The following is a 14,959-nucleotide window of genomic DNA, read 5'->3' as shown; positions in this document are numbered from 1 at the left end:
GTCGGCCCCCTCAGTGCCCGATCTCGACCTGTTCGAGGACGCCGAGTGCGTCGGGGACCAGGACGGCGGCCGAGTAGTAGGCGCTGACCAGGTAGGACATGATGCCGTGCTCGCCGATGCCCATGAAGCGGGCGTTCATGGCGGGCTCGATCTCGTCGGGGATGCCGGTCTGGTGCAGCCCGATGACGCCCTGGTCCTCCAGGCCGGTGCGCATGACCATGATCGAGGTGGTGCGCGTCGGTGAGATGGGGATCTTGTCGCAGGGCAGCAGCGGTACGCCGCGCCAGGCGGTGACCGGGCGGCCGTGCAGCTCGACGGTGTCGGGGTAGACGCCGCGGCGGCTGCACTCGCGGCCGAAGGCGGCGATGGCGCGCGGGTGCGCGAGGAAGAAGCGCGACTTGCGGCGCCGGGACAGCAGCTCGTCCAGGTCGTCGGGGGTGGGCGGCCCGGTCCTGGTGTAGATGCGGTGCTTGAGGTCGGCATTGTGCAGCAGGCCGAACTCGCGGTTGTTGACCAGCTCGTACTCCTGGCGCTCGCGCAGCGCCTCCACGGTCAGCCGCAGCTGCTGCTCCAGCTGGTTCATCGGCTGGTTGTAGAGGTCGGCGACCCGGGTGTGCACCCGCAGCACGGTCTGGGCCACGCTCAGCTCGTACTCGCGGGGCGAGCGCTCGTAGTCCACGTAGGTGCCGGGCAGCACCGGCTCGCCGTCGTGGCCCGAGGCGACCGCGACGTCCGCCTCGCCCTGGCGGTTGCTGGGACGGGCCTGCCGGGCGCCGACCTGCCGCGCGTGCCGGCGCAGCGCCTCGGCGTGCTCGCCGCCGAGCCCCTGGAGCGCCTCGGCGTCCAGCCGCAGCACGATGCAGGGCGTCACCGTCTGGATGGTGAAGTCCCAGTCGCCCGGCTCGCCGCCGAGCAGCCCCGCCCCGAAGTACTCGCCGCCCGCCATCACGTCGAGCACGGTGTCGTCGCCGTACTCGCCGCGGCCGATCTTGTTCACCTTGCCGTGCGCGATCAGGTAGAGCGCGTCGGCCGGCCGGCCGACCGCGACCACGGTCTCACCGGGACCGTACTCGCGCTGCTCGAAGCGCTCGGCCAGCGCGCCGAGCGCCGCGGCGCCGGTGAAGCCGCGCAGCTGCGGCAGCTCGCACAGCTCCTCGGGCACCACCCGCACCTCGGCGCCGGTGTTGGTGAAACTGACGCGTCCGTCGCCGACGGCGTAGCTGAGCCGCCGGTTCACCCGGTAGGCGCCACCCGACGCCTCCACCCAGGGCAGCATCCGCAGCAGCCACCGGGAGGTGATGCCCTGCATCTGCGGGACCGACTTGGTGGTGGTGGCCAGTTTGCGGGCCGCGGTGGTGGCGAGGCTGAGCCGGGCGCGTACGACGGTCAGGTCGCGCTCCGATTCCTGCACGGTCATAGGGGATTCCGCCAATCGAGTGGAGCGGGCAGCCGGCCGGATCGCGTCCGGTCCGGGCGAACGCGCGGCGCGGTCGCGCCGGGCGGGTGGAGGGCGCGCCCGTCCTGTCCGGAGCGGGTCGCGGTGCGCGGCGGGGTGGTGGGGGTGCCACCCCGCCGCCCGGGCGGCCGCACGGGCCGGCCGCCCGCGGCGGCCCGGGCGCCGGGACCGGCGCGGTCCGGGATGGTGCGGACGCGCCGGCGCGGCGGCTCGGCCGCCCGGGGGATCAGCCTTCGCGGCCGATCTCGACGTGCTCCAGCACCGCGAGCGCGTCGGGGACCAGGACGGCGGCCGAGTAGTAGGCGCTGACCAGGTAGGACATGATGGCCTGCTCGCTGATGCCCATGAAGCGCACCGACAGGCCCGGCTGGTACTCGTCGGGAAGCCCGGTCTGGTGCAGCCCGATGACGCCCTGGCTCTGCTCGCCGGTGCGCATCAGCAGGATGGAGCTGGTGCGGGTCGGCGAGATACCGATCTTGTTGCTCGGCAGCAGCGGCACGCCGCGCCAGGACGGCACTTTGTTCCCGTTGATGTCGACGCTGGTCGGATAGACGCCCCGGCGGCTGCATTCACGGCCGAAGGCGGCGATGGTGCGCGGGTGCGCCAGGAAGAACGCCGGCTCCTTCCAGACCTTGGCCAGCAATTCGTCGAGGTCGTCCGGGGTCGGAGGGCCGGAACGCGTGTGAATGCGCTGGCTGAAGTCGGCATTGTGCAGGAGACCGAAATCCCTGTTGTTGATCAGTTCGTTCTCCTGGCGCTCGCGCAGTGCCTCGATGGTCAGCCGCAGCTGCTGTTCGAGCTGGTTCATCGGCTGGTTGTAGAGGTCGGCGACGCGGGTGTGCACCCGCAGCACCGTCTGCGCGACGCTCAGCTCGTACTCGCGCGGGGAGAGCTCGTAGTCCACGTAGGTGCCGGGCAGCACCGGCTCGCCGTCGTGGCCCGAGGCGACCGCGACGTCGGCCTCGCCGTGCTCGTTGTGCGGCCCGAGACCGGCGCGGGCCCGCCTGATGTGCTCGCGCAGGCTTTCGGAATGCCCGTTGAGCTGCTGGAAGGACTGGTCGGGCAGCCGCAGGACGGTACAGGGGGTGACCGTCCTGACGGTGAAGTCCCAGGTGGGCTCGGACTCCGACAGCAGCTGCTCGCCGAAGTGCTCGCCGTCGGCCATCACGTCGAGCACGGTGTCGTCGCCGTACTCGCCGCGGCCGATCTTGTTCACCTTGCCGTGCACGATCAGGTAGAGCGCGTCGGTCGGCTGGCCGGCCTCCACGATGACCTCGCCGGCCTGGTACTCGCGCTGCTCGAAGCGCTCCGCCAGGGCCGACAGCACCGACGCGTCGTCGAAGCCGCGCAGCGAGGGGAGTTCGCACAGCTCCTCGGGGATGACGCGCACGTCGGCGCCGGTGTTGGTGAAGCTGACGCGTCCGTCGCCGACGGCGTAGCTGAGCCGGCGGTTGACCCGGTAGACGCCGCCGGACGCCTCCACCCAGGGCAGCATGCGCAGCAGCCACCGGGAGGTGATGCCCTGCATCTGGGGGACCGACTTGGTCGTCGTGGCGAGGTTGCGCGCCGCCGCCGCGGCGAGGCTGAGCTGCTGGGGCTGACCGGCTTCGACGTCCGACTCCGGAGCCACCGTTTCCGTCACGATGCACACCACCCATCAGAGTTCGCGGGGTAATTCGGGGGATGATCGGCAACGGGAATGGCGAAGGGGGCTATATCCGCATCGTCGTGATGCGGATCACATTCCCGTTGAATGGTCTTGGTCTACTAAGGTATTTCGTGTCCGAGCCATTAGTGGCAGACGCTGCAATCATGTCCCGATGATCGCTTCACTGTCAATTGATCCGCCAAGATCCGGGGAAATCGGCAATCAGGGAATGTGGATGGTTCGCAATCGCGGATATGTGTCCGATATTTCGAAAAAGCGGTTGTTGGTGGGAAAGGGGTCGCAAATCGGGTCGTGCCGGCATCCCGCCGCCCCGGCCCGGCCGGGGCACGCGAAGCAGAACGCCCGGCGGCCGCCTCGCGGGGAGGCCGGGCCGCCGGGCGCTCGGGAGCACTCGGGGGAGCGCCGCTACATCTGCTCGGGGGCGCTCACGCCCAGCAGGGACAGCCCGAGCACCAGCGCGTCCAGGGTGACCTGGGTGAGCGCCAGCCGGGAGTCGCGGACGGCGGCGTCGGGCGCGCGCAGCACCGGGCACTGGTCGTAGAAGGTGGTGAAGGCCGAGGCCAGTTCGTACAGGTACGCGCACAGGCGGTGCGGTTCGAGCAGCTCGCCGACCTGCTCCAGCACGGCGCCGAGTCCCAGCAGGTGCAGCGCCAGCGCGCGCTCGGCCGGCTCGCCGATCGCGATCGGCCCCCGCACCGCCGAGGGATCGATGCCGCCCCTGCGGAAGATGGACCGGATCCGCGCCACGGCGTACTGGAGGTAGGGGCCGGTGTTGCCGGTCAGCGCCAGCATGCGGTCGAAGTCGAAGACGTACTCGGTGTCGTGGGAGACCGAGAGGTCGGCGTACTTGACCGCGCCGATCCCGACCTGCTCGGCGATGTGCGCGCGGGTGGCGTCGTCCAGCTCGGGGCGGGTGGTGGCGACCACCTCGCCGGCCCGGCGCACCGCCTCGTCGACCAGCGTCATCAGCCGCATCGACTCGCCGCTGCGGCTCCGCAGGATCTTGCCGTCGGTGCCCAGGACGTTGCCGATCTGGACGTGCACCGGCTCGACCGTGTCGGGCAGCCAGCCCGCCTTGCGCGCGGTGGCGAAGACCATCTGCAGGTGCAGGCCCTGCGGGGCGCCGATCACGTAGACGATGCGGTCGGCCTTCAGCTCCTGGACCCGGTAGCGCACGGTGGCGAGGTCGGTGGTGCCGTAGGTGTAGCCGCCGTCGCTCTTGCGCACGATCAGCGGCACCGGCTTGCCCTCGCGGCCGGTGAACTCGTCCAGGAACACGCACAGCGCGCCCTCGCTGATCCGGGCGATGCCGGCGTCCTCCAGCTCGGCGCAGATCTCGGCCAGCCAGCGGTTGTAGGTGCTCTCCCCGGCGAGGTCGTCGTCGGTGAGGGTGACGCCGAGGGTGCGGTAGACCCGGTTGAAGTAGCTCTTGGACAGCTCGATCAGCTCGTGCCAGTGGCGCAGCGTCTCGGGGTCGCCGCCCTGCAGCGCCACCACCCGGCGGCGCGCCCGCCCCGCGAAGTCGGGGTCGGCGTCGAACTTGGCGCGGGCCGCCTTGTAGAAGGCGTTGGGGTCGGTGCGCAGCTTCTCGGCCTCGGCGGAGTCCTCGCCGGCCTCCAGCAGGTGCTCGATGAGCATGCCGAAGGGGGTGCCCCAGTCGCCGATGTGGTTCTGCCGGATGACCCGGTGGCCGAGGAAGTCCAGGGTGCGGGCCAGCGCGTCGCCGACCACGGTGGTGCGCAGGTGCCCGACGTGCATCTCCTTGGCGACGTTGGGCGCGGAGTAGTCGATCGGGATGTTCTGCGGGTGCGCGGCGGCCGGCACGCCGAGCCGGGGGTCGCCGAGCAGCGACCGGGTCTGCTCGGCCACCCAGGAGTCGCGCAGGGTGAAGTTGATGAAGCCCGGGCCGCTGATCTCGACGCTCTCGCACTCGGCGCGCACGTCGAGCCCGCCGACGATCGCGGCCGCGACCTCGCGCGGCGCCCGTCGCAGCCGCTTGGCCAGCGGCAGGGCGACGTTCGACTGGTAGTCGGCGAACTGGGACGGCCGGACCACCGGGTCGGTGCCGGTGAGGTCGGGGCCGAAGGCGGTCACGAGCGCGCTGTGCACCCGCTCCGCCAGCACGGATTGCGGATCAGGCATGCCATGAGCCTACCGACGCCCGGGCGCCCGCCGGACGCGATACCGCCCGGCCCGGCCGGGGCGGGCGCGGGAGGGCGGGGCGGCCGCGTTGGCCAGCGGCGGTACGCTCCGCGTACATTTCAGACGGGACCGTACTTCCCGGTCCCGGCCGCACCGGACCGGAATGTGCGCACGAGCGCGCACATCCGCCGCCACCAGGCCGTACGCGCCCGCCCGCGACCCCCGTGGGCCGCCGCGCCCCCACCCCTCGCACGCACAGGAGGCTCCAGGCCGTTGACCGCGTTCTTCGTCCAGCGGATCGTCGAGACCGGCAGGCTGCCGATGTTCTGCTTCTTCGTCGCGTTCGTGACCGGCTTCGTGCTGATCAGGATCAGCGTCCGGCTCATCCGCGCCGAGGTGCGCTGGTGGCCGGGGAACGTCACACCCGGCGGGCTGCACATCCACCATGTGGTCTTCGGGGTGGCGCTGATGCTGGTCGGCGGGGTGGGCCGGCTGATGATCAGCGACGGCGCCGGCTGGGCGGTGGCCGTCTGCGCCTGCGTCTTCGGGCTCGGGGCCGCGCTGGTGCTGGACGAGTTCGCGCTCATCCTGCACCTGAGCGACGTCTACTGGACCGAGCGCGGCCGCACCTCCGTCGACGCGGTGTTCGTCGCGATCGCGATGGCCGGGCTGCTGCTGCTCGGCCTGCGCCCGTTCGGCTACGAGTCGCTGCCGCCCGGTACGGATCCGGCGGCCGCGTGGACCTCCTACGCGCTGATGGCGGCCACGGTGGTGTTCAACCTGGCGATGTCGGTGGTCACCCTGCTCAAGGGCAAGATCTGGACCGGGATCGTCGGAGTCTTCGTGCCCGGCCTGGCCCTCGTCGGCGCGGTGCGGCTGGCGGTGCCGAGTTCGCCCTGGGCCCGCTGGCGCTACCCGGCGGGCTCCCGCAAGCTGGCCCGGGCGCACCGCCGCAATCTGCGGATCCGCCGCCCGCTGATCCGCCTCAAGATCAATCTCCAGGAGTTCATCGCCGGCCGCCACCTGCCCGACCCCGAGGGCTGGCCGCTGCGGCCCTCTGCCCTGCGCGGCGGCACACGCGCAGCGCCCCGCAGCCGGCGGGTACCGCCGGTGCCGCCGCGGCCGGACCCCCCGGCCGCCGCCCCGGCCGCACCGCTGGCGGCGGCTCCGACGATCCGCGAGGCGCCCTGAGCAGGGCGCCGCGCCCATCGGGCCGGGCGCGGGGCCTTAGCCCTTCCTGACGCGGTAGTGCAGGTGGGTGACGCGGTCGCCCTGGACGATCTTCGGGTCGTCGAGCAGCACGGCCGGGCCGACGAAGTCGCCGAAGAAGCGGACGCCGGAGCCGAAGACGGCCGGGGCCAGGTCCACCCGCAGTTCGTCCACCAGGCCGGCGGCGAGCGCCTGGCCGCAGAGGTCGCCGCCGGTGACGGAGACATCGCGCTCGCCGGCGACCCGCCGCGCCTGCTCGACCGCGCTGGCCAGGCCGTCGGTGACGAAGGTGAAGGGCGCGTCCGGGCGCCAGCCGACGGGGGGCTCGTGGGTGACGACGAAGACGGCGTCGCCCACGACGGGGCTGCCGCCCCAGCCGTCGGTGATGTCGAAGAGCCGCCGGCCGATCACCTGCGCGCCGATGGTGGACCAGGCCTCACCCAGGTACGCGGCACTGGCCTTCGAGACGCGGAAGGGTTCCGGCAGGTGCTTGGTGTGCACCTCCACCTCGCCGTTGCCGTACCAGTCGAACAGCGGGCCGACCTGGTCGGAGGGGTCCGCGATGAACCCGTCCAGCGACATCGTCGCCTGTACGACCACCTTGCCCATGACCGCCTCCTCGTGTGTGCGTATCCCGCCGGCACCGCGCGGTGCGGCCACAACAGGACTCTACGACTGGCAAGTGTGGTTGTAAATAGAAACTGGATTGTGGTGCGGCGCGGACGGGGTGTCCGCGCCGCACCGCGCGGCTAGCGGCCGGTCCAGTTCGGGGTGCGCTTCTCGGCGAAGGCGGCGGCGCCCTCCATGGCGTCGGCGCTGCCGAAGACGGGGTCGGTGATGGCGCGCTGCCGCTCCCATGCCTCGTCCGCGGTCCAGTCGGCCGACTCGGTGATCACCCGCTTGGAGGCGACCACGGCCAGCGGGGCGTTGGCCGCGATCTGCTCGGCCAGCCGCCGCGCCTCCGCCAGGGCGCCGCCGCTGGGCGCGAGGCGGTTGACCAGGCCCAGCTCGTGCGCACGCGGCGCGGTCAGGAAGTCGCCGGTGAGCGCCAGCTCCATCGCGACATTGCGCGGCAGCCGGTGCGGCAGCCGCAGCAGGCCGCCCGCCGCCGCCACCAGGCCCCGCTTGGCCTCGGGGATGCCGAAGCGGGCGTCCTCGGCGGCCACCAGCAGGTCCGCGGCGAGCGCCGCCTCGAAGCCGCCGGCCAGGGCGTAGCCCTCGACGGCGGCGATCAGCGGCTTGCGCGGCGGCCGCTCGGCGAAGCCGCCGAAGCCGCGCCCCTCCACGATCGGCAGGTCGCCGGCCAGGAAGCCCTTGAGGTCCATCCCGGCGCAGAACGTGCCGCCCGCGCCGGTCACGATGCCGACGGCCAGGTCGTCGCGGGCGTCCAGCTCCTCCAGGGCGGCGGCGACACCGCGCGCCACCGCGCCGTTGACGGCGTTGCGGACCCGCGGTCTGTTGATGGTGACGACGCAGGTCCGCCCGTCGTACTCGACCAGCACCTCGTCGGACATGGGCACCTCCTCATCTGGCCGGGGCGGCCCGGGGGAGGCCGCCCCGGGCGGGGGTCACTTCGGCTGGAACCGGATGCCGCCGTCGAAGCGGATCGTCTCGGCGTTGACGTAGTCGTTCTCGATCAGGGCACGGACCAGGTGGGCGAACTCCTCGGCCCGGCCCAGCCGCTTGGGGAAGGCGACCGGGGCGATCAGCTTGGCCTTGAACGCCTCGGCGTCTTCGCCCTCGCCGTAGATGGGGGTGTCGATGATGCCGGGCGCGATGGTGTTCACCCGCACGCCGATGGCGGCGAGGTCGCGTGCGGCCGGCACCGTCATCCCGATGATGCCGCCCTTGGACGAGGAGTAGGCGATCTGGCCGACCTGGCCCTCGATGCCGGCGACCGAGGCGGTGTTGACGACCGCGCCGCGGGTGCCGTCGGAGTCGACCGGGTCGGTGGCGGCGATGGCGGCGGCGCCCAGCCGCAGCAGGTTGAAGGTGCCGATCAGGTTGATCTCGATGACCCTGCGGTAGGACGCCAGGTCGTGCGGGCTGCCGTCCCGGTTCACCGTGCGCGAGGCCCAGCCGATGCCGGCGCTGTTCACCAGGATGCGCAGCGGCGCCCCGGTGGCGACCGCGGCGTCCACCGCGGCCTGCACCTGCGCCTCGTCGGACACGTCGGTGGCGGCGAAGACGCCGCCGATCTCGGCCGCCAGGGCCTCGCCCGCCTCGCGGTTGAGGTCGGCGATGACGACGGTGACGCCATGGGCGGCGAGCTCGCGGGCCGTGGCGGCACCGAGTCCGCTGGCCCCTCCGGAAACGATGGCTGCTGTTCCAGTCAACTCCATGGCAGCACTGTACGGGATGGACTAGAACGGCGTTCGGGTTCGTCCGGCCGGACCGCCGGGCGCTCGGACTTGCGCGCGCCGGGCCCCGGGGTGAACACCAGGTCGGAGGCGCTGCCGAGCACGTGGCCCGCTCCGCAGACCGGCACCATCCGCACCCGCTTGCCGCAGTCCAGGTGCTCGGCGAGCACCGGCGGCCCCTCCCCGCCGGCCAGGTTGCGGTCGCCCCAGGCCATCAGGGCGAGCAGCACCGGCACCAGCTCGCGGCCGCGCTCGGTCAGCCGGTACTCGAAGCGGCGCCGCTGGCGGCCCTCCCGGTAGGGGACGCGGTCCAGCACCCGCGCGCCCACCAGGGTGCGCAGCCGCTGGCTGAGCACGTTGCGGGCCACCCCGAGATGGTCGCGCAGCTCGTCGAAGCGGCGGATGCCGTTGAAGACGTCGCGCACGATCAGCAGCGACCAGCGCTCCCCGACCACCTCCAGGGCGCGTGCGACCGAGCAGGCGCGGCTGTCGACGTCTCCCCAGTCCATGCCGCGATACTAACGCTGCGTGAACGAACGCGTCCGCGCGGTCACCGTCGTTGGAGGTGGGGACGGGCGCGCCCCGCCGGGGACCCTCAGCCGGCCGCGCCGAGCGCGGCCTCCCTGGCCAGGATGGCGGCGCCCACCAGCCCCGCCTCATTGCCGAAGGAGGCGCGCACGATCGACGCCTCCGGCCGGTAGCCGCGGCCGGTCAGCGCCCGCCGGAAGGCGAGCCGCGCCGGCCCGAGCAGCAGGTCGCCCGCGTCGGAGACCCCGCCGCCCACCACGAACAACGCGGGGTCGAAGGCGGCGGCGAGATTGGCCAGCCCCCGGCCCAGCCAGGTGCCGACGTCGTCCAGCAGCTCGGCCGCGGCCGGGTCGCCGGCCAGCGCCAGCCGGGTGACCAGCGGGCCGGTGACCTGGTCGGGGTCGCCGGCCACCGCGTCCAGCAGCTGCCTGGCGACGGGGGAGTCGGTGCGCGCCAGCTCGCGCGCCTCGCGGACCAGGGCGTTGCCGCTGGCGTACTGCTCCCAGCAGCCGCGGTTGCCGCACTCGCAGCGGTGCCCGCCCGGCATCACCACCATGTGGCCGAACTCGCCCGCGGTGCCGTAGCGGCCCCGGTACAGGGCGCCCCCGACGATCAGCGCGCCGCCGATGCCGGTGCCGAGCGTCACGCACAGCACGTCGCGGCGGCCCCGCGCGCTGCCCAGGCGGTACTCGGCCCAGGCCGCGGCGTTGGCGTCGTTGTCGAGCACCACGGTGAGGCCCAGGCGCTCGCGCAGCCGGTCGCGCAGCGGCTCTCCGCGCCAGGCGAGGTGCGGGGCGAACAGCACGGTGGCGCCGGCCTCGTCCACGAAGCCGGCGGCGCCCACGCCCACGGCGGCGACCTCGTAGGAGCGGCGCAGCTCGTCGACGACGGCGGTGATGGTGTCCTCGACGGCCTTGGGGCTCTTGCTGCGGTCGGGGGTCTCGCTGCGCGCCCTGGCGCGGACGCGGCCCGCGCGGTCCACCACCCCGGCGGCCACCTTGGTGCCGCCGATGTCCACCCCGATCGAGAACTCCGGCTCGCTCAGCGCTGCCCCTCGCCTTGTCGGACCGCCGCACCGGCGGGCGGCCGCCGGCGCGGCCGCGGCTACCGATGCTAGTACCGGCCGGCCCGCGGGCGGCGGACCGGCCGTGCGGCGCTCGCCACACGGCCGGTGCGGACGGGCCGCGTCAGGGGTGCGCCGGGCGGACCGGCACGGCCGGCACGGGGTCGGCCTCGGCGGAGGGGGCCAGCTGGAAGGGGAAGTGGGTGGCCCCCAGCGCGGGCTTGAGCTCCGACAGCCAGGCCGCCTTCTCGTCGTAGCGGGCGAAGAAGGGCCGGTTCACCAGCTCGGGGTCGCGGGCCTGGATGAAGTGCAGCTGGAAGACCTTCTCCCCGGCCACCTCCAGCACGCCGTCCACGCAGACCTTGCCGGGCGTGGCCGACATCGACGGGCCGCGCACGGTGCGGGCCAGCCCCGACACCTGCCGGTAGGCGGCGTTGAACACCTCGCTCGCCCGCGCCAGCGGCACCGCGAAGTAGTCCTGCGGACCGGTGTCGCGCTCCACGAACATGTAGTACGGGACCATGCCGAGCCGCACCTGGGTGCGCCACATGTCCGCCCAGACCGCGGCGTCGTCGTTGATCGAGCGGATCAGCGGCGCCTGGGTGCGCACCACCGCGCCGGTGTCCCGGATCCGGCGCACCGCCTCGTGCACCAGCGGCGGCGCCATCTCGCGCGGGTGGGAGAAGTGCGCCATGAAGGCCAGCGAGCGGCCGGAGTCCACCACCCGCTCGAACAGCCGCAGAGTCTCGTCGGCGTCGGGGTCGGTGACGAAGCGCTGCGGCCAGTAGGCCAGCGACTTGGTGCCGATCCTGATCGACTCCAGCTGCGGCAGCGCCAGCAGCGGCTCGATGTAGCGGGCCAGCACCCCGCCGCCCATGATCATCGGATCGCCGCCGGTGATCAGCACGCTCGTCACCTCGGGGTGCGCGCCGAGGTAGCGGACCAGCGAGCCGATGTCGTCATTGGCCATCTTCAGGTCGGGCTCGCCGACGAACTGGGCCCAGCGGAAGCAGTAGGTGCAGTAGGCGTGGCAGGTCTGGCCCTGCTTGGGGAAGAACAGCACCGTCTCGGGGTACTTGTGCTGCACGCCGGGGAGCGGCTCCTCCCCGGCCCGCGGGATGTTCAGCGCCAGCTGCCCGGCCGGGTGCGGGTTGAGCCCCGCGCGCACCCGGTTGGCCGCCCGGTTCAGCTCCTCGCGCGGCGCGCCGGCGCTCAGCAGGCCGGCGATCTCGGCCACGTCGGCGGCCGGCAGCATGTCGGGCTGCGGGAAGACGAGGCGGTAGATCGGATCGTCGGGAGCGGCCGACCAGTCGACCAGCTCGTCCACGACATAGGCGTTCACCCGGAAGGGCAGTACCGCCGCGACGGCGCGGACGGCCAGCCGCTCGTCGGCCGACAGCCCGGCTCGGGCCGTGAGTTCGTCCAGATGCTTCGCGGTGTAGGCCCGGAACCGGCGTCCGGCGGCGGGAACCGCCTCTCGCGTCATGCTCACGCGTCTCCCCTCAGGTGTGCTGCGGCGCGGCCGTGCGCCGGCCGGCCTCGTTCGGACGGCGGCAGGCGCTCGCGGCCGGCCGCCGGGGCCCGGCGCCCGTGGGGGACCGGCCGGGCGGGCCGTCGCGGCGCCGCCCGCGCCGGAGCGGGATCCGTCCCCGCCGCGCCGGGAGCGTCAGAGAATCTGACTGTGGGCGTAAGTCGATCTGTGGCTCCCCTTTCCTACCCGAACAAGCCGGAAGATCACCCTTTGGGGCCCCTGTTCTGGTGCTCAGTACGGGTTCCGGTCGCCGAAAAGGTCGTGGCGGCGGTGGCGGGCGCTGGATCGCGGCGGTGGGTCGGGCGGGCCGGGCCTTCTATGCTCGGCGCGAGGGGGCGGGGATGGACGAGAGGTCTCGGCGGGCGGCGGTGAGCCGCTTCGTCGGCGTGCTGCCGGTCGCGGCCGTGCTGGCCGGGCTGGCCATGAGCACCTGGGCGCTCGCCCCGGTGCTGGCCCCGCACGTGCAGCCGGCGCAGGTCGGGGAGCTGGTCTCCAAGAACGTGCCCTTCTGGTGGCTGCACGCCGCGGGCACCGGAGCGGCCGGGGCGCTGGCCACGGTCGTCGCCCTGTACGCGCTGGTGCGGCTGCCGGTGCGCCCGCTGTCGGTGGCCGGCTGGCTGGCGCTGGCCCTGTTCGGGCTCTCGGCCCTGCTGGGCGCGGTGGCCGGCAAGGACTGCGCCGAGAGCCTGGACACCGCCTGCCGCCGGATCGGCGGTGTGGGCCCGCTCACCTTCTCGCACTACATGCACACCGCCGCCGAGGTCTTCTCGGTGGCCGCCGCGGGCGTCGCCATGCTCACCCTCGGCGTGCTGGCCAGGCAGCAGGGGTGGAGCCGCGCCTTCACCCGCGCCGTCCCGCCGCTGCTCGTCCTCTACACGGCGTCGGCCGCCGCCGTGTCCCTGCTGCGCCCCGGGATGCTGGCCGCCACCGCGCCCCGCTGGCCCGACCTGGTGCTGCTCGCCGCCGCCGACCGCGCCCTGCACATGTCGCTGGCCGTCTGGCTGATCCTGCTCGGCTACGCCCTGTGGACCCGGCCCGCCTGACGGGCTCCGCTCCGCCCGGATCGCACGAGCGCGGCGACGCGGCGGCCGTGAGCCGCGCGAAGGGCGCCGGCTCGGCCGGCCCGGGAGCAGCGGCTAGCATGCATGGCGTCCCCCTCTGCGACCGCCGGGCGGCCGGCGGTCCCCGTGCGCCCGCCGTGCGCGCCGGAGTCCCGGAGGGCGCCGCACCATCCCATCGCCCACGTGAGGACGCCCATGCCCGCTGAGCCCGCGCGCCGCAGGCCCCCGCTGATCGCGGTCGACGCGATGGGCGGCGACCACGCGCCCGACGAGGCGGTGGCCGGGGCGGTGGCGGCCCAGCGCGAGCACGGCGTGCACGTCGTGCTGGTCGGCCGGGCCCCCGAGGTGCGGGCGCGGCTGCTCGCGCTCGGCGCCGTCGACGAGATCCCCGTCGTGCACGCCGAGGACGTGCTGGGCATGGGCGAGGGGGCGATGTCGAGCTGGCGGCGGCCCCGGTCCAGCGTCGCCGTCGCCTGCCGGCTGGTCCGCTCGCACCAGGCGCAGGCCATGGTGTCGGCCGGGTCCACCGGCGGCATCGTCGCCACCTCGACGGTGCGGCTGCGCCCCCAGTCCGGGGTGCTGCGCCCGGCGCTGGCCGTCGCGCTGCCCACCCGCCCCAACCCGACCGTGCTGCTGGACGCCGGCGCCAATGCCGACGCCAAGCCCGAGATGCTAGTGCAGTTCGCCCACCTGGGCGTCGCCTACGCGCAGACCGCGCTGGGGGTGGCCGAGCCGAGGGTGGGCATCCTCACCATCGGCACCGAGCCGGGCAAGGGCAACAAGCTGGCCCGCAAGGCGTCGGAGCTGCTGGCCGACCCGCCCGAGGCGCCGGCGGACGCCGGGCGGCTGCACTTCCTGGGCAATGTGGAGGGCCACGACCTGCTGGCGGGCCAGGTGGACGTGGTGGTCACCGACGGCTTCACCGGCAATGTGGCGCTGAAGTCGGTGGAGGGCGCGGTGCGCTTCGCCTTCGAGGAGGTGCGCAGCGCCATCACCTCCCGCCCGCTGGCCCGCGTCGGCGCCGTCCTCCAGCGCGGCCGGCTGCGCGAGCTGCGCGAGCGGCTGGACTCCGACACCTACGGCGGCGCCGCCCTGCTCGGCCTGAACGGCACCGTCGTCATCGCCCACGGAGCCAGCCGGGCGGCCGGCGTCGCCCGGGCCTGCGTCCTGGCCCGCGACCTCGCCGAGGGGCAGATCACCGAGCTGATCAGCAAGCGCGTCGGCCCGCACCGCGCCACCTGGCTGCAGCGGCTGAACCCGTCCGAGGGGGAGTAGCGCCCGCCCACGCCGACGGGCGCGGCCGCCGCGTCCGGCGACCGCGCCCGTCGGGCGCCCGGTGGCGGGCCCGCCCGGCCGCTCAGACCCGTTCGGAGTCGCGCGAGAGCGAGCGCAGCCGCAGCGAGAGCGCGATCATCGCCACGCCGGCGATGAGCGCGTAGAGGGCGATCAGCCAGACCAGCGCCAGCGCGCCCGCGCCCGGCGCCACCGCCACCACCACGCCGAACAGCACCGCGAGGACACCGCTGAGGACCAGCAGCCACTCATTGGCGATCTCGCGGCGCAGCCGCACCGCCATCGCGATCCGCAGCGCGCCGGTCACGATCGCCCAGGCGGCGATGAGCAGCAGCAGCGCGATCGCGGTGAGGCCCGGCCACAGCAGCGCCACCACACCGAAGCCGATGCTGAGCGCCGCCTCGGCCGCCAGGGGCCAGCGCGGTCCCCGCGTGCCGCCGCGCACCGCCGCCACCAGCAGCGAGACTCCGTCGACCAGCACGTACGCGCCGAAGAGGATGACCAGGACCGCGATGGTCACGCCGGGCCAGACCACCGCGAGCAGTCCGAAGACGATCGCGGCCGCCCCGCGCAGGGTCCATACCCACCAGTGGCGGGTGAGTTCGTGCAGCATGGTTCCCCCCGCAACCCGCCGGGCCCCCGCCCGG

At 73.9% G+C, this 14,959-nt stretch carries 13 protein-coding genes; 3 read left to right on the top strand and 10 right to left on the bottom strand.

Annotation, left to right across the window (positions count from 1 at the left end; translation table 11 throughout):
* Positions 1-10 precede the first annotated feature (10 nt).
* The 3 genes from CLV72_RS07795 to argS all read right to left on the bottom strand — a co-directional run bounded on the left by CLV72_RS07795 (position 11) and on the right by argS (position 5,267).
* Complete coding sequence (locus CLV72_RS07795) at positions 11-1,417, bottom strand: family 2B encapsulin nanocompartment shell protein (RefSeq protein ID WP_106242195.1); 1,407 nt, start codon at positions 1,415-1,417, stop codon at positions 11-13.
* 265 nt (positions 1,418-1,682) lie between these two features.
* The gene (locus CLV72_RS07790; RefSeq protein WP_245929982.1) at positions 1,683-3,098 is read right to left on the bottom strand and encodes a family 2B encapsulin nanocompartment shell protein; all 1,416 of its coding nucleotides are present in this window, start codon (positions 3,096-3,098) and stop codon (positions 1,683-1,685) included.
* Positions 3,099-3,530: 432 nt separating this feature from the next.
* Entirely contained in the window at positions 3,531-5,267 is a 1,737-nt protein-coding gene (gene argS, locus CLV72_RS07785; protein ID WP_106242190.1) for an arginine--tRNA ligase, read from the bottom strand.
* Positions 5,268-5,540: 273 nt separating this feature from the next.
* On the opposite strand from argS, the gene CLV72_RS07780 reads away from it, so the two are divergent.
* Positions 5,541-6,458, top strand: coding sequence for a hypothetical protein (locus CLV72_RS07780; protein ID WP_245929980.1), 918 nt, complete (start codon positions 5,541-5,543; stop codon positions 6,456-6,458).
* 36 nt (positions 6,459-6,494) lie between these two features.
* On the opposite strand, the gene CLV72_RS07775 is transcribed toward CLV72_RS07780, so the two are convergent.
* From CLV72_RS07775 to CLV72_RS07750, 6 genes are all read right to left on the bottom strand, one after another.
* On the bottom strand, positions 6,495-7,085 hold the full coding sequence (locus CLV72_RS07775; RefSeq protein ID WP_106242186.1) for a dihydrofolate reductase family protein: 591 nt from the start codon (positions 7,083-7,085) through the stop codon (positions 6,495-6,497).
* Between the two features lie 140 nt (positions 7,086-7,225).
* Complete coding sequence (locus CLV72_RS07770; protein ID WP_106242183.1) at positions 7,226-7,990, bottom strand: crotonase/enoyl-CoA hydratase family protein; 765 nt, start codon at positions 7,988-7,990, stop codon at positions 7,226-7,228.
* 54 nt (positions 7,991-8,044) lie between these two features.
* Positions 8,045-8,818, bottom strand: a complete 774-nt coding sequence (locus CLV72_RS07765) for an SDR family NAD(P)-dependent oxidoreductase (protein ID WP_106242179.1) — start codon at positions 8,816-8,818, stop codon at positions 8,045-8,047.
* On the bottom strand, positions 8,809-9,345 hold the full coding sequence (locus CLV72_RS07760; RefSeq protein ID WP_106242176.1) for a winged helix-turn-helix transcriptional regulator: 537 nt from the start codon (positions 9,343-9,345) through the stop codon (positions 8,809-8,811). Before CLV72_RS07760 ends, CLV72_RS07765 begins: the two co-directional genes overlap by 10 nt.
* 86 nt (positions 9,346-9,431) lie before the next feature.
* Complete coding sequence (locus CLV72_RS07755; protein WP_245930059.1) at positions 9,432-10,388, bottom strand: ROK family glucokinase; 957 nt, start codon at positions 10,386-10,388, stop codon at positions 9,432-9,434.
* A 163-nt stretch (positions 10,389-10,551) separates the two neighbouring features.
* The gene (locus CLV72_RS07750; RefSeq protein ID WP_106242168.1) at positions 10,552-11,913 is read right to left on the bottom strand and encodes a KamA family radical SAM protein; all 1,362 of its coding nucleotides are present in this window, start codon (positions 11,911-11,913) and stop codon (positions 10,552-10,554) included.
* Between the two features lie 386 nt (positions 11,914-12,299).
* Between CLV72_RS07750 and CLV72_RS07745 the strand changes: the two genes are divergently transcribed.
* Entirely contained in the window at positions 12,300-13,001 is a 702-nt protein-coding gene (locus CLV72_RS07745) for a DUF998 domain-containing protein (protein ID WP_146159381.1), read from the top strand.
* A gap of 201 nt (positions 13,002-13,202) precedes the next feature.
* Entirely contained in the window at positions 13,203-14,294 is a 1,092-nt protein-coding gene (plsX, locus tag CLV72_RS07740; RefSeq protein ID WP_425428046.1) for a phosphate acyltransferase PlsX, read from the top strand.
* A gap of 82 nt (positions 14,295-14,376) precedes the next feature.
* Here plsX and CLV72_RS07735 read toward each other — a convergent pair whose 3' ends face one another.
* Positions 14,377-14,925 carry an HdeD family acid-resistance protein gene (locus CLV72_RS07735; RefSeq protein ID WP_106242155.1) on the bottom strand — a complete coding sequence of 183 codons (549 nt, stop codon included), beginning with the start codon at positions 14,923-14,925 and terminating at the stop codon, positions 14,377-14,379.
* Between the last annotated feature and the right edge of the window lie 34 nt (positions 14,926-14,959).

Origin of the sequence: Allonocardiopsis opalescens, from assembly GCF_003002095.1 — a bacterium.
Classification (GTDB): Bacteria; Actinomycetota; Actinomycetes; order Streptosporangiales; family Streptosporangiaceae; genus Allonocardiopsis; species Allonocardiopsis opalescens.
Note: the sequence above shows the minus strand (reverse complement) of the source record. Positions and strands in the feature narration are given on the sequence as shown.